The 19,733-nt window shown below is 71.7% G+C and carries 20 protein-coding genes; 15 read left to right on the forward strand and 5 right to left on the reverse strand.

The genetic code is table 11. The annotated features are described in order from the left end of the window. Positions 1-38: 38 nt before the first annotated feature. The gene (locus ASG53_RS10550; protein ID WP_156382749.1) at positions 39-1,400 is read right to left on the reverse strand and encodes a low temperature requirement protein A; all 1,362 of its coding nucleotides are present in this window, start codon (positions 1,398-1,400) and stop codon (positions 39-41) included. 200 nt (positions 1,401-1,600) lie between these two features. Here ASG53_RS10550 and ASG53_RS10555 point away from each other — a divergent pair, with 200 nt between their 5' ends. From ASG53_RS10555 to ASG53_RS10565, 3 genes are all read left to right on the forward strand, one after another. Beyond that, complete coding sequence (locus ASG53_RS10555; protein ID WP_056132497.1) at positions 1,601-2,161, forward strand: type 1 glutamine amidotransferase domain-containing protein; 561 nt, start codon at positions 1,601-1,603, stop codon at positions 2,159-2,161. 190 nt (positions 2,162-2,351) lie between these two features. Further along, positions 2,352-3,506 (forward strand): YihY/virulence factor BrkB family protein, encoded by a 1,155-nt coding sequence (locus ASG53_RS10560; RefSeq protein ID WP_056132499.1) that lies wholly within the window; start codon positions 2,352-2,354, stop codon positions 3,504-3,506. Positions 3,507-3,544: 38 nt separating this feature from the next. Next, a complete protein-coding gene (locus ASG53_RS10565) occupies positions 3,545-5,029 on the forward strand; it encodes an SDR family oxidoreductase (protein WP_056132502.1) in 1,485 nt (494 codons plus the stop codon). 56 nt (positions 5,030-5,085) lie between these two features. On the opposite strand, the gene ASG53_RS10570 is transcribed toward ASG53_RS10565, so the two are convergent. Beyond that, entirely contained in the window at positions 5,086-6,063 is a 978-nt protein-coding gene (locus ASG53_RS10570) for a bile acid:sodium symporter family protein (RefSeq protein ID WP_056134092.1), read from the reverse strand. Positions 6,064-6,330: 267 nt separating this feature from the next. Between ASG53_RS10570 and ASG53_RS10575 the strand changes: the two genes are divergently transcribed. Continuing rightward, entirely contained in the window at positions 6,331-6,723 is a 393-nt protein-coding gene (locus tag ASG53_RS10575; protein ID WP_056132505.1) for a VOC family protein, read from the forward strand. Positions 6,724-6,855: 132 nt separating this feature from the next. Here the strand turns inward: ASG53_RS10575 and ASG53_RS20605 are convergent, their stop codons facing one another. Further along, complete coding sequence (locus tag ASG53_RS20605) at positions 6,856-7,806, reverse strand: helix-turn-helix domain-containing protein (RefSeq protein WP_327286729.1); 951 nt, start codon at positions 7,804-7,806, stop codon at positions 6,856-6,858. 258 nt (positions 7,807-8,064) lie between these two features. Between ASG53_RS20605 and ASG53_RS10585 the strand changes: the two genes are divergently transcribed. Next, entirely contained in the window at positions 8,065-8,883 is an 819-nt protein-coding gene (locus ASG53_RS10585; RefSeq protein ID WP_056132508.1) for a metal-dependent hydrolase, read from the forward strand. A 53-nt stretch (positions 8,884-8,936) separates the two neighbouring features. Here the strand turns inward: ASG53_RS10585 and nrdI are convergent, their stop codons facing one another. Further along, a complete protein-coding gene (gene nrdI, locus ASG53_RS10590; protein WP_082543972.1) occupies positions 8,937-9,413 on the reverse strand; it encodes a class Ib ribonucleoside-diphosphate reductase assembly flavoprotein NrdI in 477 nt (158 codons plus the stop codon). 181 nt (positions 9,414-9,594) lie between these two features. On the opposite strand from nrdI, the gene ASG53_RS10595 reads away from it, so the two are divergent. From ASG53_RS10595 to ASG53_RS10635, 10 genes are all read left to right on the forward strand, one after another. Then, on the forward strand, positions 9,595-9,948 hold the full coding sequence (locus tag ASG53_RS10595) for a DUF1801 domain-containing protein (protein WP_056132511.1): 354 nt from the start codon (positions 9,595-9,597) through the stop codon (positions 9,946-9,948). 73 nt (positions 9,949-10,021) lie between these two features. Next, positions 10,022-10,192, forward strand: a complete 171-nt coding sequence (locus tag ASG53_RS20125) for a hypothetical protein (protein WP_179912991.1) — start codon at positions 10,022-10,024, stop codon at positions 10,190-10,192. Between the two features lie 190 nt (positions 10,193-10,382). After that, positions 10,383-12,404: a threonine--tRNA ligase gene (thrS, locus tag ASG53_RS10600; RefSeq protein ID WP_442983372.1), complete on the forward strand. Its 2,022-nt coding sequence runs from the start codon at positions 10,383-10,385 to the stop codon at positions 12,402-12,404. Continuing rightward, positions 12,401-12,979 carry an HIT family protein gene (locus ASG53_RS10605; protein ID WP_056132513.1) on the forward strand — a complete coding sequence of 193 codons (579 nt, stop codon included), beginning with the start codon at positions 12,401-12,403 and terminating at the stop codon, positions 12,977-12,979. The genes thrS and ASG53_RS10605 overlap by 4 nt, the downstream gene beginning before the upstream one ends. Beyond that, positions 12,973-13,611: a phosphatidylinositol phosphate synthase gene (pgsA, locus tag ASG53_RS10610; protein WP_056132516.1), complete on the forward strand. Its 639-nt coding sequence runs from the start codon at positions 12,973-12,975 to the stop codon at positions 13,609-13,611. The genes ASG53_RS10605 and pgsA overlap by 7 nt, the downstream gene beginning before the upstream one ends. 3 nt (positions 13,612-13,614) lie before the next feature. Further along, entirely contained in the window at positions 13,615-14,568 is a 954-nt protein-coding gene (locus ASG53_RS10615; protein ID WP_056132519.1) for a phosphatidylinositol mannoside acyltransferase, read from the forward strand. Further along, complete coding sequence (locus tag ASG53_RS10620; RefSeq protein WP_056132521.1) at positions 14,568-15,776, forward strand: glycosyltransferase family 4 protein; 1,209 nt, start codon at positions 14,568-14,570, stop codon at positions 15,774-15,776. Before ASG53_RS10615 ends, ASG53_RS10620 begins: the two co-directional genes overlap by 1 nt. After that, the gene (locus ASG53_RS10625; RefSeq protein ID WP_056132524.1) at positions 15,773-16,477 is read left to right on the forward strand and encodes a hypothetical protein; all 705 of its coding nucleotides are present in this window, start codon (positions 15,773-15,775) and stop codon (positions 16,475-16,477) included. The genes ASG53_RS10620 and ASG53_RS10625 overlap by 4 nt, the downstream gene beginning before the upstream one ends. Beyond that, positions 16,470-17,111 carry an NUDIX hydrolase gene (locus ASG53_RS10630; RefSeq protein ID WP_235533904.1) on the forward strand — a complete coding sequence of 214 codons (642 nt, stop codon included), beginning with the start codon at positions 16,470-16,472 and terminating at the stop codon, positions 17,109-17,111. Before ASG53_RS10625 ends, ASG53_RS10630 begins: the two co-directional genes overlap by 8 nt. An 84-nt stretch (positions 17,112-17,195) precedes the next feature. Further along, on the forward strand, positions 17,196-18,677 hold the full coding sequence (locus ASG53_RS10635) for a DEAD/DEAH box helicase (protein WP_082543973.1): 1,482 nt from the start codon (positions 17,196-17,198) through the stop codon (positions 18,675-18,677). Between the two features lie 164 nt (positions 18,678-18,841). Here ASG53_RS10635 and ASG53_RS10640 read toward each other — a convergent pair whose 3' ends face one another. Then, entirely contained in the window at positions 18,842-19,543 is a 702-nt protein-coding gene (locus tag ASG53_RS10640; protein ID WP_056132526.1) for a hypothetical protein, read from the reverse strand. Positions 19,544-19,733: the final 190 nt, after the last annotated feature.

Raw genomic sequence — 19,733 nt, forward strand, 5'->3', positions numbered from 1 at the left:
GTCTGGCGCCGCTCGTCTGCTTCGACCAGCCGTCGGCGCTACGCCCGCTCCTGCGCAGGCTCGCGCCTGGAGACGACCACGTCGCCGACGATCACCGCGAGCAGCACGGCGTTCGACACCCAGTTGAGCGTGAGAGGCGCTGCCCAGGGGTGCGCCGCGAACAGCGCGGCGACGGCGACGATGCCGACCAGGTGGGGGAGCGACCAGCGTCCGCCCGTCGACCTGCGGAACAGCAGGTTGCCGAGCAGGTACACGGCGGCTGCCCCGCACACCAGGCCGGCCGTCCACGGGTCGCTCCCGTGCGTCGCGGCGCTGCCCGCGACAGTCCCGGCGTGGTCGAGCGCCCCTGCGGCCACGCCCCCGGCGTGCTCCGCGCCACCGGCACCACCCGTCGGGGCCAGCAGCACGAGCTCGTCGGCGACGGCCGTGAGCACGATCCCGAGGACCAGGAGCAACGGCACGTAGGTGTACGCCGTCTGCGCGACCATCCCCGTGGTCGAGTCAGCACGCGCGAAGAACTCCGTCGCGCGCCGCTCGGACCTGTCGAAGTACAGCAACCACATGAGGACCGTGCTGGCGAAGGCCGCCCCGAAGGACAGCAGGGTCACCGCCGTGACCTCGAGCTCGGCGAAGGCCGTCCCGGTGATGATGATCGACTCACCGAGGCTGATGATGACGAACAGGCTGACCCGCTCGGCCATGTGGTCCGCGCGGACGGTCCAGGTGCGCGGGTCGGTGCGGCCGAAGAACGGCACGGCGAACATCGCGCGCGGTCCCGCGTAGTCGATGAGCACAGCCGCACCCCACAGCGTCAGGCGCAGGCCGTCGTCGACCAGCGCCCCGGTGATCCACAAGATCCCGGAGACCGACACCCACGCAGTGATGCGCAGGAACCCGGCACCGTTCTCCGACCAGCTCCGGTTGAGCGCCAGCGCCGCGAACACCGACCGCCCGACCTGGATGGTCACGTACGGGACGGCGAAGAGCAGCGCCTTGGAGTCGAAGGCCTCCGGGATCGCGCTGGACATCACCAGCCCGAGCGCCATGAGGACGATGAGCATCGTGCGGACCGGCAGACGGTCAGGGTCCAGCCAGTTGGTCACCCACGTGGTGTCGATCCACAGGTACCAGACTGCCGCGCCGAGGATCAGCGTGTGCAGCAGGGTCTCCACGTCAGGGTGTGCGATGAGCGAGTGGGAGAGCTGGGTGACGGCGAAGACGAAGACGAGGTCGAAGAACAGCTCGACGTAGCCGACCTTGTCCGAGCTGTGCCCGGCTCCGTGGCGCAGCAGGTCGGCCCGCAGCCCCCACGTGCCTGGGGTGCGCGCGGGGGCGGCGCTACGGGTGGGGTGGTCTGCTGCACCTGCGGTGCCGTCGGCCTCGGGGCCCAGGTCGCTCATGGTCGCGATCTTCGCACGAGGGGCGAGCACCTGGGGGAGGGCGCCCGAGCGGCGAACCAGCCTCGCGCCAGCCCTGCGCCTCGTCGGCGTGGTGGTCGTCACCAGTGCCCAGGTTGTGACCCCGTCAGATCGGCCTAGGGTCGAAGGACACCCAGCACCACCCCTGCCGGCCCCGCGCCGCCACCGAGAGGAGCACCACCATGACCACCGACCTCACCGGCCGCCGCGTCCTCGCCGTCGTCACCACCTACGGCGTCGAGCAGGACGAGCTCGTCGTCCCCCTCGAGCACCTGCGCTCCGCAGGAGCCCACGTCGACGTCGCCGCCCCGAGCAAGGACACCGTCCAGACCCTCGTCGGCGACAAGGACCCCGGCCGCTCCGTCGAGGTCGACCTCGCGCTCGCTGACGTCGACCTCGACTCCTACGACCTGCTCCTGGTGCCCGGGGGGACGCTCAACGCGGACAGCCTGCGCCTGGAGGAGAAGGCCGTCGCCGCCGTGACCACCTTCGCCCGCTCCGGGCGTCCCGTCGCCGCGATCTGCCACGGACCGTGGCTCGTCGTCGAGGCCGGGCTCGCCTCGGGCAAGACCCTCACGTCGTACCCGTCCCTGCAGACCGACGTCCGTAACGCCGGCGGCACGTGGCAGGACCAGTCCGTGGTCGCCGACACGACCGACGGCTGGACCCTGGTGACCTCCCGCACCCCGGACGACCTCGACGACTTCCTGCGCGAGGTCGACGCGGCGCTCACCGCTCGCTGACAGCACGGGTCGCCTGCGCGCCCGAAGGCGCTCGAGGGCTGTGGACAACCGCCAGCACGGCGGATGTCCACAGCCCTTCGTGTTGTGCCGACCCGGGGAGTCCCTAGGGTCGGATCAGGCCCGCGGCCCGCGCACGACGTCGGCGCGCACCGGCACAGCGACACCGAGACAGCGACACGACGGAGGACCCATGCCTGCCACCGGGGACAGCCACCCGCACCAGACCGGCTCGACAGGCACCGACCCAGCCGGTGCGAGCAGGTCGACCGACGAGCCGTCAGGCCCGGCCGGCTCGGCCGGAGCGACGCACCCCGACTCGCCTACCGACCTCACCAAGAGGTCCTGGAAGCTGGTGCTCCGCACGAGCCTGCGCCAGTTCACACGCGACCAGTGCCTCGACCTCGCCGCAGCCCTGACGTACTACGCGGTCCTGGCCTCAGCCCCCGCGCTGCTCGCCCTCGTCTCGATCCTGGGACTCGTCGGCGACGGCGGACAGCTCGTCGACGACGTGCTGGGCATCGTCTCCTCCGTCCTGCCCGAGGAGACCCTCGCCACGGTCGAACCCCTCATCGACCAGGTCGCGAGCCAGTCTTCGGGCGCAGGCCTCGCCCTGGTCGTCGGTCTGGCCGGTGCCCTCTGGTCGGCCTCCGGGTACGTCGGGGCCTTCGGCCGGGCACTCAACCGCGTCTACGAGGTCGAGGAGGGGCGCCCGATCTGGAAGCTGCGCCCCGTCAACCTCCTCATCACCCTCGCCGTCGCCGTCGGCGCGGCCCTGGTGGTCGTCGCGCTCGTCCTGTCCGGCGGGATCGCGCAGGCCGTGGGCGACACGATCGGGCTGGGTGGCGCCGCCCTCACGGTGTGGAGCATCGCGAAGTGGCCCGTCGTCCTGCTCGTCGTGATCGTCATGGTCGCGCTCCTCTACCACTCCACGCCGAACGTCAAGCAGCCGAAGTTCCGGTGGCTCAGCGTCGGCGCCGGCGTCGCGATCCTCGTCTGGGCGATCGCCTCGGCAGGCTTCGGCGTCTACGTCGCGACCCTCGGGTCCTACGGCTCGACCTACGGCACCCTGGGGACGGTCATCGTCTTCCTCCTGTGGCTGTGGATCACCAACCTCGCGCTGCTCTTCGGCGCCGAGATCGACTCCGAGCTCGAGCGCGGCCGCGAGCTCCAGTCCGGCCTGCCGGCCGAGGGCACCCTCCAGCTGCCCCCGCGCGACACCCGCGGGATCGAGAAGCGCGCCACCAAGATGGCCGACGACGTCGCCGAGGGCCGCGCCATCCGCCTCGAGGCCCAGCGCCAAGGACGCCACAGCGACGAGACCGGCCCCGCAGACGACGACTCCTAGCCCGCGCGAGGACGCTGACCCGTACCTACCATCAGGAGATGACCTCACCCACCCTCGTCCTCGTGACGGGCGCGACCGGATACATCGGCGGCCGCCTCGTCCCACGCCTCCTCGCACAAGGATTTGCCGTCAGGGTCCTGGTCCGCACCCCCGCCAAGCTCGAAGGCGTCCCGTGGCACGACCAGGTCGAGATCGTCGAGGGCGACCTCAGCTCGCCCGAGGACACCGAGAAGGCCTGCCAGGACGTCCACACGGTCTTCTACCTCGTGCACTCGATGGGTTCAGGCTCAGACTTCGAAGAGCAGGAGCGCGACACCGCCCAGCTCGTCGCCGACGCCGCAGAACGCTCCGGGGTCTCCCGCCTGGTCTACCTCGGCGGACTGCACCCCGAGGGCGTCGAGCTGTCGACGCACATGCGCTCGCGGACGGCCGTGGGCAAGGTCTTCCTCGACAGCCCGGTCCCCGCGATCGTGTTCCAGGCCGGGGTCGTCATCGGCTCGGGCTCGGCGTCCTTCGAGATGATCCGTCACCTCACGGAGAACGTCCCGCTGATGCCTGCCCCGAGCTGGGTGCAGAACAAGATCGAGCCGATCGCGATCCGCGACGTCCTGCACTACCTGGTGCACGCACCGCTGGTCGACGCCGACGTCAACCGCACCTTCGACATCGGGTCCCGCGACGTCCTGACCTACGCGGCCCTGATGTACGGCTACGGCTACGAGGCGGGTCTCCCGCACCGCCGCATCTACGCCCTGCCCATCCCGGCCCCGATGCTCGCCGGGTGGTGGGTCGCGCTCGTCACGCCCATCCCGCACTCGATGGCCGTGCCGCTCGTCCAGTCGCTCCAGCACGACGCCGTCGCGCAGGAGCACGACGTCGACGACGTCATCGCGCCCCCCGCGGCCGGGCTGACGGGGTACAGGCACGCCGTGCGCCTCGCGCTCAGCAGGATCGAGAACGGCGAGGTCGAGACGTCCTGGACCGGGGCCTCCTCGGGCAAGCCCTACGAGCCCCTGCCGAGCGACCCCGACTGGGCCGGTCGCACCGTGTACGTCGACGACAGGTCGCGCACGGGCGAGGCCCCGCCCGAGGCTGTGTGGTCGGTCATCGAGGGCATCGGCGCCGAGAACGGCTGGTACTCCCTGCCGGCCGCGTGGGTGATCCGCGGCCTGGCCGACAAGGTCCTCGGCGGGGCGGGCCACAACCGCGGGCGCCGCAACCCCAAGACCCTCGTCGTCGGCGACGCCGTCGACTGGTGGCGCGTCGAGCACATCGAGCCCGGACGCCAGCTACGTCTGCGCGCGGAGATGCTGGTTCCCGGCGAGGCGTGGCTCGAGCTCACCGCCGAGCCCGACGGCGACGGCACCCGCTACCGCCAGCGGGCGATCTACTTCCCCCGAGGCCTGTTCGGCAAGCTGTACTGGTGGGGCGTGTGGCCCTTCCACGGGCTGATCTTCCCGTCGATGGCCCGCAACATCCTCGCCAAGGCCGCACGAGACAGCGCGCAGGCTCGACAGGCCTGAGCCGTCCAGCGACCCGTCGGCATCCCGCGCACCTGAGGTCTGGCTCCGGCCAGGCCTCAGGTGCGCGCGGGCTCCGGCTCTGCGGCGTCGCCCATGCGCCGGGCGATGACCGCGCAGACGATCAGCTGGATCTGGTGGAAGATCATCAGCGGCAGGACCATGATCCCCACGCTCGCGGCGGGCAGCAGGACCGTGGCCATCGGGACCCCGCTCGCGAGGGACTTCTTCGACCCGCACATGAGCAGCACCACCCGGTCCGCGCGGCTGAAGCCCAGCTTCTTGCCCAGGACGCTGGTGAAGGTCAGCACGACCGCCAGGACCACGCAGCACAGGACCACGACAGCCACGACGGACCCGACGTCGACTGTCGTCCAGATGCCGTCGACCACGCCGTGGCTGAACGCCGAGTACACGACGAGCAGGACAGACCCGCGGTCGGTCAGGGTCGTGAGCCGCTTGTGCGCCAGCACCCACGGGGCGATCCAGCGCCGCAGCAGCTGACCGGCGACGAAGGGTGCCAAGAGCTGCAGCCCGATCGTTCCGATCGAGTCGACCGAGAACCCGACAGCCCCACCCAGGAGCCCGGCGACCAGCAGCGGGGTGAGCACCACCCCTGCGAGGTTCGAGAAGGACGCGGCGACCACGGCTCCGGCGACGTTGCCACGGGCGATCGACGTGAAGGCGATCGAGGACTGCACGGTCGAGGGCAAGAGCGTGAGGAACAGCAGACCGAGCTTGAGGTCGTGCGGGACGACCGAGGACGGCACCAGCTGGACCGCCAGACCCAGCAGCGGGAAGACTATGAAGGTCACCGCGAGCACAGACCCGTGCAGGCGCCAGTCGCGGAGCGCGTCGACAGCCTCCTTGGTCGGCAGCCGCACCCCGTAGAGGAAGAACAACCACCCGACGGCGACCACCACAGCCACCTCGAGCCCCTCGGCCGCCTGCCCGCGCACCGGGAAGAACGACGCGACGACGACTGCGAGCAGCAACGAGACGACGAACCAGTCGACGCGTGCGACGACCCGCCTCACCGGACCCACGTGGTGACCAGCCTCTGGGAGAGGAGGGACGACGGCGCAGGACAGGTGCAGGACGGGCTCACGCGCCCCATCGTCCCATCTCACCCCTGGCGCGCGCGGCAGCGTCTCGTCGGAGCCCGTGTCCGCAGTGACAGGGCCGCCTTGCAGATCTGAGCCCGACGGACGTCCGGGTCCCGGCCCACGGGACCGGAGGGGGACAGACCGACGACGGCCGTTCTGTCCAAGACGACGGGGGAGCGGCGCGCCTAGCCTGGGGGCATGACACTTCGACTCGACATGGTCGGCCTCGTGACGACCGACATGCCCGCCACCCTCGCCTTCTACCGCCGCCTCGGCCTCGACATCCCCGCCGACGCAGACACCGAGCCCCACGTCGAGATCACCCTGGACTCGGGACTGCGCCTCGCCTGGGACACCGTCGAGACCATCCACAGCTTCGACCCGTCATGGACACCGCCCACAGGAGGGCACCGCAGCGCGCTCGCCTTCCTGTGCGACTCACCCGCCGAGGTCGACTCCGTGACCCACGCGCTCGAGGCCGCCGGGGCCACGGTCCACCACGAGCCCTGGGACGCGTTCTGGGGACAGCGCTACGCCACGGTCCTCGACCCCGACGGGACCCCCGTCGACCTCTTCGCGCCCCTCGGGTGACCCCGCTGCGGGGCTGACCGCACCGCTCGGGTGAGCCCACCGTTCGAGCTGACCACGCTGTGCGTCCCCCGGCTCGTGGCCCACAGGGGACGCACGAGCGGGGGACGGGGGACCGGCGAATCGTGGAAGGTCCTACCCGGCTGCCAGACGGCCAGCGAACAACGCCGTGGGCGTGGTCCCCGTCAGGGCGCGGACGTCCCGGGCTAGGTGCGCCTGGTCGCTGTAGCCCGCCCCGCCCGCCACAGCAGCCAGCGAGGTCTCGGTCCCGGCGAGCCGCACCGCAGCCTGCAGCCTCAGCACCCTGCGCAACGTCGCCAACCCGTAGCCGAAGAGCTCGTGGCTGTGCCGACGCAGCTGACGCTCTGACCAACCCGTCTCCCGGGCGATCTCGGTGACCTCGGCGCCGCGGGCCGACATCGTCAGCATCACCTGCCCGCTCACGCCCTGCCGCAGCGGAGACAGACCCAGGAGGGTGCCCTCGATCGCCGCCGCCACAGCACCAGGACCGCGAGGCGCAGCCCGCTCGACAGCCTCGGCGACGCCCCTGGACGCCCGCGCCGACCACACCTCGTCGAGCGGGACCCGCTGGTCGCGCAGCTCGTGGGCCACCACCCCCAGCAGTGCCGGGGCCGTCCCCGGGGCGAGACGGAGCCCAGCCGCCACCTCGCCGGCCCGCATCTCGACGCTGTGCGCCCGTGTGTCCGGGCCGGCTACGACGAGCCGCCCACCCGTCCACACGATGTCCATGCACGCGTCAGGGAGCACCAGCTCGGCCGACGCCGACCCCGAGGCTGATGCCGATGCTGATGCTGATGCCGATGCCGATGCCGATGCTGATGCCGATGCCGATGCCGATGCCGATGCTGATGCCGATGCCGATGCCGATGCCGATGCCGATGCCGCAAACGTGGGCGTGGCCTCACGCGCTGCCAAGGGTGTCTGGTCAGCGCTCGCGGACGAGGCCGCGGGGCCCAGGTCCGCAGGTCCCGAGCGGTCCTCCAGCGCGCCAGCAGGACCGGGCGAGCCAGCCGTGACCTGCCACAGGGCAGCGCCGCGGAGCTGTGCCGGACGTTCGCTGTACATCTCCCCATGGTCTCGCACGGTCTCGCCACGGACCGGGTGAAGACCTCTGTCGAACACCTGTTCGGACGGGTGATAATCTCGGCACCTCGACCACACAGGTCGCAGCGTCCGGACAGGCCCGAAGCCCAGCCGCAGGCCCACCACCAGCGGCGACGCACCCGTGGCCCCACCCCGAAGAATCCGAGGAGACCCCACCGTGAACCCCCCGCCCACAGCGGCCCTCGTCCCCTCCGAGCACACAGCCCGGAGCGCCGCCCGATGATGGGGGCCAGCCACGCCGTCTCCGGCGCAGCGGCCTGGGTCGCGCTCACCTCGACAGCGCCCATCGCGCTCGGTACCCACCCCCTCGAACCCCAGGGCGTGATCCTCGGAGCCCTCGTCACCGCCGGCGCAGCCCTGCTGCCCGACGCCGACCACCACTCCGCGACCATCGCCCGCTCCGGTGGTTTCCTCACCCGCGGCCTCGCCGGCGCGGCGGGGGCAGCCTCGGGCGGTCACCGCCACGGGCTCCACACGGCGCTCGCGGCCGTGGGCGCGGCTCTGCTCACGGGATTCGCGGACCGGCTCACGGCTACGGTCCCGCTGCTGGGGACCATCCCGCTCGGCTCGGCGCTCGTGCTGCTCGCGCTCGTCGCCTTCGCCAACAAGGCCCTCGACCTCGGGAGGTCCGGTGTGGTCAACCTCTGGGCGGGGGCGGCTCTCGTCACCGTGGCCGTGCTCGCCTGGGCGCCCGAGCAGCTCGAGTGGTTGCCGCAGGCCGTGCTGGTGGGCTTCGTCGTGCACCTGGTCGGGGACCTGATCACCACGGGCGGGTTGCCGCTGCTGTGGCCCTTCCTGGTCAAGCCGCCGCGCAGGCTCCGCAAGGCTCCGGTGCTCCGGCGGATCTGGTTGGCCAACGGCTATGTCGCGCTGCCTGTCCTCGGGCGGACGGGGTCGGCGCGCGAGCAGGCGCTGACCGCTGTCCTGAGCCTCTACGCCGGGGCACTGGTCGTGGTCGCTGCGGGTCAGCTCATCGGGCGCATCGGGAGCGCTGCGAGTGCTGTCAGCACCGGGGGAGCGGTGGCCGGGCTGGGGTGAGGACGGTCATCATCTCCTCGCTCAGTCGCTCAGTCGCTCAGTCGCTCAGTCGCTCAGTCGCTCATTCGCTCGCTCGGTCGGACCTGTCGCGTCCCCTGCGGTTCCCGAGCCTGACCGACCCCGTGTGCCTCGATCGCCGTGTCGAGGTCGGCGAGGATCTGCTGCGCCTCGGCCACGTCCCACTGCGTGCCCTGCAGCTCGAACTCGAACAGGACGGGTCGCCCCGAGGCGGCGGCGATCTGGCGGCACGCGGCCTGGTAGTGCTCTCCGAAGTTCCGGTTGCCCGACCCCATGACCCCGACCATCAGCCGCCGTGTCTGCGGGTCCGACAAGAACCGTCGGACGGGTTCGGGGATCGTGTCGTTCTGCGGGTTGCCGGTCTTGTACGAGGGCGTCACGAGGACCCAGGGCCCGTCGGGGACGGACCGTCGGACACCACGCTCGCTGAGGGGGTACGCGGGCCGCCCGAGGCGCTCGGCGAACAGCCGCACCGTCCCTGACGCGCTCGAGTAGTAGTAGACCGGGATCATGCCTCCATGCTGCACCTGACTGCGGACACATGTCACCTTCTCCGTTGATCGGCCGCAACCAGGACGAAAGTCCCGGGGAGAGCCGCGGTCTGTCCCCGACGGGCGCGACGCAGGCCCCGGTGCGATGCTGCTGGTCATGAGCCTCCGGGCGTCGAGGCTCCGACCGAAGGGCAGGACCGCCATGGCATCGATCCCCGTCTCCACCTACGTCGCTGGGCTCGCCGAGCCGTTGAGGGAGGTCGGCGGACGTCTCGTCGAGATCCTCGACTCCGGCCTCGTCGGGCGTGAAGGAGTCATGTGGCACGGGCATCCCGTGTGGATGGACGGCAAGACCCCCGTCGCCGGCTTCAAGGCCTACAGCTCCTACGTCACCCTCATGCTCTGGCAGGGGCAGCGGATCGAGGACCCCACGGGCCGTCTGGCCGCGGCCGGCTCGGCCCAGATGGCATCGACCAAGATCGCGACGGTCGACGACCTCGAGGCCGACACCGTCCTGTCGTGGCTGCACGCCGTCGACGTGCTCCCGGCTGCGTGACCTCCGTCACGGGGTTAGGTTCGGTCCTAGACCCGGCGTCCGCCGGTGCTCACCAGCAGCGAGGGAGCAGGACATGAGCGAGCAGGGCAAGGGCGGGCTCGGAGAGTTCGCGGGCAAGGCGAAAGAGTTCCTCACCGACGACAAGATCGACTCGGTGGCCGACGCGATCAAGTCTGTCGCGCCGGACTCCGTCGACGCCAAGGTGGACCAGCTGGCAGAGAAGGCCAAGAAGGCCAACGACTGACACCACCTGGTCGCCAGCACCTCAGGGTGCGCGGGCTCAGACCCGACCCGGCGTCCCACCTGGTCCGCGACGACGCGGGCGGGTGACGACGCGGCTGGGCAGCCTGCCCCACGGGCCGCACAGGTGTCGGTACCATCGAGGGGCGCCTTCGGACGAGGGCGCCCCTCGATCGTCCTAGGAGAAGACCACCGTGCCTGAGTCGTCAGTGCTGCCCCCCGACGTCACCATCACCCTCGACGGCACGCAGACGACCGTGACCACCACGACCACCGGCACCGAGCTCTTCGCGGACCGCAAGGACGTCGTCGTGGTGCGCGTGGGCGGCCAGCTCAAGGACCTCGCGAGCACCTTCGCCCACGGTGACGTCGTCGAGTCGGTGACCATCGACTCGCCCGACGGCCTCGACGTGCTGCGCCACTCGGCAGCGCACGTGCTGGCTCAGGCGGTCCAGCAGGTCAACCCGACCGCGAAGCTCGGCATCGGCCCGCCCATCAAGGACGGCTTCTACTACGACTTCGACGTCGCCGAGCCCTTCACCCCGGAGGACCTCAAGGCCCTCGAGAAGGCCATGATGCGGATCGTCAAGGAGGGCCAGACCTTCCGGCGCCGCGTGGTCACCGAGGCAGAGGCGCTCGTCGACCTCGCCGACGAGCCCTACAAGATCGAGCTCGTGAGCCTCAAGGGCTCGAGCGACACCGCGGCCGAGGGCGCCTCGGTCGAGGTCGGCGCCGGCGAGCTGAGCATCTACCAGAACGTCAAGCGCAACGGTGACGTCGCGTGGGAGGACCTCTGCCGCGGCCCGCACCTGCCGAGCACCCGCCTGATCGGCAACGGCTTCCAGCTCATGCGCTCGGCCGCCGCCTACTGGCGCGGCAGCGAGAAGAACCCGCAGCTCCAGCGTGTCTACGGCACCGCGTGGCCCACCAAGGACGAGCTCAAGGCGCACCTCGAGCGCCTCGCCGAGGCCGAGCGCCGCGACCACCGCCGCCTGGGGACCGAGCTCGACCTCTTCTCCTTCCCCGACGAGATCGGCTCCGGACTCGCGGTGTTCCACCCCAAGGGCGGCATCATCCGCTCCGAGATGGAGCAGTACTCGCGCAAGCGGCACGTCGAAGAGGGCTACTCCTTCGTCAACACCCCGCACATCACCAAGGAGCAGCTGTTCCTCACGTCCGGGCACCTGGACTGGTACGCCGACGGCATGTACCCGCCCATGCACCTCGACGAAGAGCTCGACGCCGACGGCACCGTGCGCAAGGCCGGGCAGAACTACTACCTCAAGCCCATGAACTGCCCGATGCACAACCTCATCTTCGCCTCGCGCGGACGCTCCTACCGCGAGCTGCCGCTGCGCCTCTTCGAGTTCGGCACGGTGTACCGCTACGAGAAGTCCGGCGTCGTGCACGGCCTGGCCCGTGGCCGTGGCTTCACCCAGGACGACGCGCACATCTACTGCACCCGCGAGCAGATGAAGGACGAGCTCACCACCTCGCTCAACTTCGTCCTCGGCCTGCTCAAGGACTACGGCCTCGACGACTTCTACCTCGAGCTGTCGACCCGTGACCCCGAGAAGTCCGTCGGCACGGACGACGCGTGGGAGGAGGCGACCCGCACCCTCGAAGAGGTCGCGATCGCCTCGGGTCTCGACCTCGTGCCCGACCCGGGCGGCGCAGCCTTCTACGGCCCGAAGATCTCGGTCCAGGCCAAGGACGCGATCGGCCGTACGTGGCAGATGTCGACCATCCAGCTCGACTTCAACCTCCCCGAGAAGTTCGACCTCGAGTTCGCCGCCGCGGACGGCACCCGTCAGCGCCCGGTGATGATCCACCGCGCTCTCTTCGGCTCGATCGAGCGGTTCTTCGCCGTGCTCACCGAGCACTACGCAGGTGCCTTCCCGGCCTGGCTCGCCCCGGTCCAGGTCCTCGCGGTCCCCGTCGCCGAGCCCTTCAACGACTACCTCGCCGACGTCGTCGCGCAGCTGCGCAAGGCCGGCATCCGCGCCGACCTCGACGACAGCAGCGACAGGTTCGCCAAGAAGATCCGCACCGCCAGCACGCAGAAGATCCCCTTCGTGCTCATCGCGGGTGGCGAGGACGTCGAGGCCGGGGCCGTCTCCTTCCGCTACCGTGACGGTCGCCAGGAGAACGGCATCCCCGTCGCCGAGGCGATCGAGCGTGTGCTCGCTGCCGTGCGGGACCGGGTCCAGGTGTGAGCGAGCAGGCGACCGACCACCCGGGTGAGCCCGACGGTCTCGAGCGGCTCTGGACCCCGCACCGGATGGTCTACATCGGTGGGCAGGACAAGCCGGCCGACGCCACGCCGGGGGAGTGCCCCTTCTGCGCAGTCCCCTCGCGCAGCGACGAAGACGGGCTGGTCGTCGCGCGCGGCGAGCACGCCTACGTCGTGCTCAACCTCTACCCGTACAACGCCGGTCACCTGCTCGTGTGCCCGTACAGGCACGTCGCGGACTACACCGACCTCACGACCGACGAGGTCGTCGAGGTCGCCGAGCTCACCCGGACGGCCATGACGGTCGTCCGGGCGGTCTCGGCGCCGCACGGCTTCAACCTGGGCATGAACCAGGGTGCCGTGGCCGGTGCCGGGATCGCAGCCCACCTGCACCAGCACGTGGTGCCCCGGTGGGCCGGCGACGCCAACTTCTTGCCCGTCGTCGGGCGGACCAAGGCGCTGCCCCAGCTCTTGTCCCAGACCCGCGAGCTCTTCGCGGCCGCCTGGCCGGGTGCGCACGCAGCGCCCACCACATCGACGGAGGACGATCCGTGCTGAGCCGTCTGAGAGGCCTCATGGGGCGTCTCTTCCACCCCCTCGCCAAGGCGCTGCTGGCCGCGAAGGTCTCACCCGACGCCGTGACGGTCTTCGGGACCCTCGGCGTGCTCGTCACGGCGCTCTGGGCCTTCCCGACCGACCACCTCGTGGCCGGGGCGATCATCATCGGGCTCTTCGCCTTCCTCGACTCCCTCGACGGGACCATGGCGCGTCTCGCGGGACGCTCGGGCAGCTGGGGTGCCTTCCTCGACTCGACGCTCGACAGGCTCGCCGACGCCGCGATCTTCTGCGGCCTCGCCGCGTACTTCTTGCTCCACCACGAGGGTCCGACCCGCGCCTGGGGCGCGACCGCCGCGATCGCCTGCCTCGTCATCGGATCGATGGTCTCCTATGCGCGGGCGCGTGCTGAGGGCCTGGGCATGACCGCGAACGTCGGCATCGCCGAGCGCGCCGAGCGCCTCGTGGTCTCGCTCGTGTGCGCCGGGATCGTGGGTCTCGGTGCCCCCGTCGGCGTGCTCGTGGTCGCGCTCGTCGTGCTCGCCCTCGCGAGCCTGGTGACCGTCGGCCAGCGGATCGCGACGGTGCGCCGGCAGGCGCTCGCCGCGGTCGTCCCGGCGACGAGCGAGGGCTGAGGCATGGCTCTCGACGCCGGTCGGCTCTTCCACCTCGCCTGGCAGCACGCCGGGTCTGTCCCGGCGCCCGTGCTGCGCGCCGTGACTGTCGCCGCGGCAGACGTGACCTGGTTGCTGCGCACCGGGGGCGTCCAGCAGCTGACGCGCAACCTCGCCCGCGCTCGCCCGAACGCCTCGCAGCGAGAGCTCCGCAGGCTCGCGCGTGCCGGCATGCGCTCGTACATGCGCTACTACGGCGAGGCCTTCGTCATGCGGCACGCGACGCCCGAGCAGGTCGAGGCCCGGGTCCGTGTCGTCGGCTACGACGAGGTCCGCGAGCTCGTCGGCCAGGGGATCACCCCCGTGGTCGCGCTGTCCCACCAGGGCAACTGGGACCTCGCCGGTGTCTACGCGAGCCAGCACATCGCCCCGGTCCTCACCGTCGCCGAGCGTCTCGAGCCCCCCGAGCTGTACGAGGAGTTCAAGGCCTTCCGCGAGGCCCTCGGCATGGAGATCCTCACCGCAGGAGACCCTGGCGTCTTCCGCTCGCTGCTCCGCGCCGCCCAGAAGCCCGGCAGGATCATCTGCCTGCTGGCCGACCGCGACCTGTCGCACCGCGGTGTCGAGGTCGACTACCTCGGCACCCGCGCCCGGGTCGCCGTCGGACCCGCGGCCCTCGCGGTCTCCACGGGCGCACCGCTCGTGGCCGCCGGCATCTACTACGAACGGCTGACCGGGGCGCGCCGCGCCGCGGCCGGCACCCCGTGGGGCATCGTCATCAGGTTCCACCCGACGATCGACGTGCCGACCGAGGGCAGCACCAAGGAACGCATCCAGGCGGTCACCCAGCGGTGGGTCGACGACCTGGGCGACGACATCCGCGCCCACCCGCAGGACTGGCACATGCTGCAGAAGGTCTTCGTCGAGGACCTCGATGCCGCACGCTACGCACAGACCGTGCAGAAGTCGGAGAGCTGATGACCACGCGAAGCCTCAGGGTCGGCATCGTCTGCCCGTACTCCTTCGACGTCCCGGGCGGAGTCCAGTTCCACATCCGTGACCTGGCCGAGGCCCTCATGGCCCAGGGCCACAGCGTCTCGGTGCTGGCCCCGGCCGACGACGACACGCCCATCCCCGACTACATCACGTCGGCCGGCAAGGCGATCCCGGTCAAGTACAACGGCTCGGTCGCGCGGATGACCTTCGGCCCGCGCACGGCTGCCAAGGTCCGCCGCTGGCTCAAGGAGGGGGAGTTCGACGTCCTCCACCTGCACGAGCCCGTGACACCGAGCCTGAGCATGCTCGCGCTGTGGATCGCCCGCGGCCCCATCGTCGCCACCATGCACACGGCCCTGATCCGCTCCCGCGCCCTGCAGGCTGCGTACCCGCTCGTGCGGCAGAGCCTCGAGAAGATCTCCGCACGGATCGCCGTGTCCGAGGACGCCCGCCGCACGCTCGTCGAGCACATGGGCGGGGACGCCGTGGTGATCCCCAACGGCGTGTACGTCGACACCTTCGAGGACGCCGAGGCCGACCCCCGCTGGACGGGGACCCCGGACGCTCCGACCATCGCCTTCCTCGGTCGTCTCGACGAGCCGCGCAAGGGACTGCCGGTCCTCACGCGGGCTGTGCCCGAGATCCTCCGCGTGATCCCGGGTGCGCGGTTCTTGGTCGCCGGCCGCGGCGACGACGGCCGCGACGCAGCCCTCGCCGAGCTCGGCGAGCACGCCGCGTCGGTCGAGTTCCTCGGGTCGATCACCGACGAGGAGAAGGCCGCGCTGCTCTCGTCGGTCGACCTGTACATCGCCCCGCAGACCGGCGGAGAGAGCTTCGGCATCGTCCTGGTCGAGGCCATGAGCGCGGGCGCGTGCGTCGTCGCGAGCGACCTCGGAGCCTTCGAGCGTGTCCTCGACGGCGGCCGCGCCGGCTACGTGTTCCGGGTGGGCGACAGCGCCGACCTCGCCCGCACGGTCCTGGCGGCCCTCGCCGACCCCGAGGACAGGGCACGGCGCACGGCACTCGCGTCGGTCGCCGTCCGCCAGTACGACTGGTCGACCGTCACGAGCCAGGTGCTCACCGTGTACGAGATGGTCCTCGAGGCGTCCCGCGCCCTCGGTGGGGTGGAAGAAGACCCGTCGTCGCTCAGCCTGCGACGACGCGGCGGCTGGACGGAGGTGACCCGATGACCTGGTCAGAGACCGCGGTGATCGTCGTGGCTGTCGTGCTGGTGCTCGGCTGGCTCGTGTGGGTCTCGGCGACACGCCTGGACAGGCTGCACCGCAAGGTGGTCGCCTCCAGGCTCGCCCTCGACGCCCAGCTGCTCCGGCGCTCGGCCGTCGCCACCGAGATCGCGACCTCAGGGGTCCTCGACCCTGTCAGCTCGGTGCTGCTCCTCGAGGCAGCCCGTGAGGCGTCGTCAGGCTCGGACGCCGGGGAGCGCGAGCTCGCCGTCGCCGTCCCCGACCTCGAGCCGCTCGTCCGTGCCCCTGACGCCGACGGGCGCGCCGGCCGCGGACCGTCTCGTGGCACGGTGTCCCGCGCGCTCGACGGTGACCTCGGCGACGAGAGGTCGCAGGCCGAGAGTGCGCTCTCCTCGACGCTGCGGGCTGTCCTCGACGACCCAGACGAGGTCGACGAGCTCTACTCGCTCCCCGAGGCCGAACCGCTCCTCGACGCCCTCGCCGGGGCCTGGTACCGCGTCCAGCTCGCCCGCCGCTTCCACAACGAGGCCGTCGACCAGGCTCAGCGGATGCGCGCCAAGGTCTTCGTCCGAGCCGTGCGGCTCGCCGGACGTGCGTCGATGCCTCAGACCGTCGAGCTCGACGACAGCTGGCCCCCGGCCCTGCGCCGTCCACGCGCCGTCCCCGGGGCGACGACGGGTGCCTGAGGACGCCACCCCCGGGGCCGACCGGTCAGACTTCCGGGCTGCCCCGGAGCCTGCTGACGCCCTGGACGCCGCAGCGGCTGCGCTCGTCGCGGCGCAGGAGCGCAGCGTCCAGCTCGACGCCGGCTGGTCTGTGGGACCGACCGGGATGCGGACCCGCCACGCGGCCCGCGTGCTGCTCGTCGACGACCAGGACCGCGTGCTCGTCGTGCGCGGCCACGACGCCGACGAGCCCTCACGCCACTGGTGGTTCACCGTCGGCGGGGGCATCGACCCTGGGGAGAGCGCCCACGAGGCTGCGGTCCGTGAGGTCTTCGAGGAGTCCGGTCTGCGGGTCGCGCCCGAGGACCTCGTGGGTCCTGTCGTCACGCGGTCGGCGATCTTCGACTTCGCCCGCGAGAGCTGCCTCCAGCACGAAGAGTTCTTCTTCGTCCGCCTCACCCACGACGGGCGCCTGGTCCGCGACGGGTGGACCGAGATCGAGACCGGGTTCATCGACGAGATGGCCTGGCTCACGACCACCGAGCTCCGCGCGACCACCGACGAGGTGTTCCCGCGGGACCTGCCCGACATCGTCGACGACCTCCTCGCCGGCTGGGACGGCGTGGTGCGCGCGATAGGTCTCGAGCGGGACTAGTGTGCGCCCGACCCCTGAACACCACCCCGGTCGGGCAGGACGCCTGGCGTCCAGCTCCGGCGCGGGCGCGAGAGGCACCCTGACATGACGAGCTTCGACGACTTCGCCCTGCCCGTCGCCGTGCGCGACGAGCTGGCGCGCCAGGGCCTCGACAGCCCCTTCCCGATCCAGGTCGCGACGCTCCCGGACACCCTCGCGGGCCGCGACGTGCTCGGCCGCGGCCGCACGGGCTCGGGCAAGACCCTCGCCTTCGCGCTCCCGCTCGTCACGCGACTCGCGGCGTCGAGCACCAAGCAGGCGGTCCGTCGGCCCCGCGGCCTCGTGCTCTGCCCCACGCGGGAGCTCGCGCAGCAGATCGACGCGACCGTCGCCCCGATCGCCCGGGCAGCGGGCCTCGTCACGACGGTGATCTACGGCGGCGTCACGCCCAAGCGCCAGATCTCGGCGCTCAACGGGGGCGTCGACATCGTCATCGCCTGCCCCGGGCGTCTCGAAGACCTGCTGAAGCAGAAGGCCCTCACGCTCGACACCATCGAGGTCACGGTCCTCGACGAGGCTGACCACATGGCCGAGCTCGGGTTCTTGCCCGGCGTGCGGCGCCTGCTGAACAAGACGCCCCGGGGCGGCCAGCGGATGATGTTCAGCGCGACCCTCGACGGAGACGTCGACCAGCTCGTCGACAGGTATCTCGTCCGCCCTGCGGTCCACTCGGTCGACAGCGCCCGCTCGCCCGTCGCCGCCATGACGCACCACGTCTTCGCCGTCGACCCCGCAGACAAGAGCGCTGTCGTCGCGCGCCTCGCCTCGGGCACCGGCCGACGCGTGCTGTTCACCCGGACCCGGGTCCAGGCCAAGAACCTCGCCAAGATCCTCACGGCCCAGGGGATCCCCGCGGTCGAGCTGCACGGCGACCTCGCCCAGAACGCCCGTGAGCGCAACCTCGCCGCCTTCACGTCAGGCATCGTGCGGGTGCTCGTCGCGACGGACGTCGCGGCGCGGGGCATCCACGTCGACGAGGTCGAGCTGGTGGTCCACATCGACCCGCCGGCCGAGCACAAGTCCTACCTGCACCGCTCGGGGCGCACCGCCCGGGCCGGGCGCGGCGGTGACGTCGTGACGATCATGCTGCCCGAGCAGGCGGGCGAGGTCCGCGACCTCATGCGGCTCGCCCAGATCAAGGCCAAGCCCCAGAAGGTCGTCGCCGGTGACGCCGTCGTCACCCGGCTGGTCGGGGAGGTCGCCCCGTACGTGCGCCCGTCCAAGACGACAGGCGCGGGTCAGGCCCTGCGCTCGGCGCGCGCCGTCGGCCAGCGCGGCGCCCGGGACCCCGAGCTGCCCGTCGGGCATGCTGCCCGCGAAGACTCCGGGACCCGGGGCGAGGGCAGGACGCAGGGGAGGGGGGCCTCGACGGACGGGGCTGCCTCGAGGAAGGCCCCCGCACCCCAGCGCGGTGCGACTGCGAAGGGCAACGCTGCGAAGGGCAAGGCGGCGAAGGGCGACGCTGCGAAGGGCAAGGCTGCGAAGGGCAAGCCGGGCGCTGGCCGCCCGCGGCGTCCGACGTCCTGACCGGCACGAGCCTGCACCACCTCGCGCGGACGGACCGGTGCTGTGCGGGTCCGTCCTGCCGGTGCGCCGCGGCGGCACCGTGTCCGCGCGGACTGCGGAGTGCTCGGAGCCCGCGCGGACTGCGGAGTGCTCCGAGTCCGCGTGGACTGCGCGGTGCTCCCGTCTCAGTACCGCTGCGGCGGGTAGCCGTAGGCCCCGGCCTGCACGGCTGCCACCTTGCGCTGGTTGGACCTGCGGACCGCCCACCAGATCCAGCCGGCGATCGACAGCACCAGCCCGATCCCGGCACCGATGACCCCGGCGACGACGAGCGCGACACCCACGACGAGGTCCCGTGCGAGGTCGTCGACGGCCCCGGGGTCGGCGACAGCCACGTCCCAGTCCCGCGTGACGCTCGAGACGACGTCGATCGTGTAGGTGCCGGCCGTGGTCGTGGTGAAGGAGGCGAAGCGCGAGACCGTGTACCCGTCGACGGAGAGATGGGTCGACTCGTCGACGGGGAGGACCCGGACCGGCTCGCCGTCGGGCCCGGTGACCTCGGCCGTGGCGCCGACACCCGCGGCGCTCGTCGCGTCGAGCGAGACCAGCGAATAGGTCCGTCCTGCCTCGGCGTCGAGGGTGAGCGCCTGGTCCGAGGGCCCGCGTGCGATGACCACCGACCCTGCCGACGGCCTGAGGGGGTCGGTCACGGCGTCGCGGAGCATGGTGATCCCCACGACCCCGACGACCACGGCCACCACGAGCGCCAGCACGCCGATCAGGGTGAGCACGCGCGCACCCCGGGTCGACGTCTTGGGCGGGGCAGGCATGTACGGCCCCTGGGGCTGCCACGCCCCCGGGTGGGGCGGCTGGTACGGCTGGCTCATGGGACTCCTCGGTGCAGGTGCAGACCGTCGCGAGCGGACGCACAGGGGGTGCAGGTCCGCCGAGCGTAGCGCTCTGAGCCGTGTGCAGCCGTAGCCACATGTGGGTCCGCGACCGCGCCGAGAGCCCGCAGGGGCCGCGTCGCAGCACCCACCGAGGGCTCGCCGGGCCCCCGCCGAGCACCGTCGGCGC

The sequence above is a fragment of the Sanguibacter sp. Leaf3 genome (assembly GCF_001425965.1).
GTDB classification, from domain to species: Bacteria; Actinomycetota; Actinomycetes; order Actinomycetales; family Cellulomonadaceae; genus Sanguibacter; species Sanguibacter inulinus.